This window comes from Bombella dulcis (assembly GCF_026385505.1).
GTDB classification, from domain to species: Bacteria; Pseudomonadota; Alphaproteobacteria; order Acetobacterales; family Acetobacteraceae; genus Bombella; species Bombella dulcis.
In genome coordinates this window covers 1-373 of sequence record NZ_JANIDV010000021.1, presented here as the reverse complement: position 1 = coordinate 373, position 373 = coordinate 1, and the positions used below count along the sequence as shown (strand labels likewise).

Sequence of the window (373 nt, the reverse complement as noted above, 5' to 3'; positions counted from 1 at the left end):
TATCCAGCAGGGCGTGTCCATCCCGGCGGGAGCGCAATATATCCTCGTCGAGGGCGGCAGCCCGTCAGATATCGGGCGGGCAATCCTCAACAAGAAACCGCCGGGCATCCCCACCGTGGGCACGCAGATCGTCACCGTTCAGGACACCAATCCTGTCTATTCCGGCAACCAGCCGTCTTACAGCTTCAATTACGACAGGCCCACACCGGTGGCGGTCTATGTCGTCATGACCATTGCCGCCTCGGATACGGTCCCCTCAGATGCGGCACAGCGCATCCAGAAAGCCATCGTCTCTTACCTCACAACAGGGGCGAACCGTATCCGGATAGGCAAAACCGTCTACGCCTCCCGCCTGTCCGCCGTAGTGGACGGG

1 pseudogene is annotated in these 373 nt (G+C 61.1%); it reads left to right on the top strand.

What is annotated here, in order from left to right:
- Positions 1-373 (top strand): annotated as a pseudogene (locus NQF87_RS08745) (baseplate J/gp47 family protein); the annotation flags it as partial.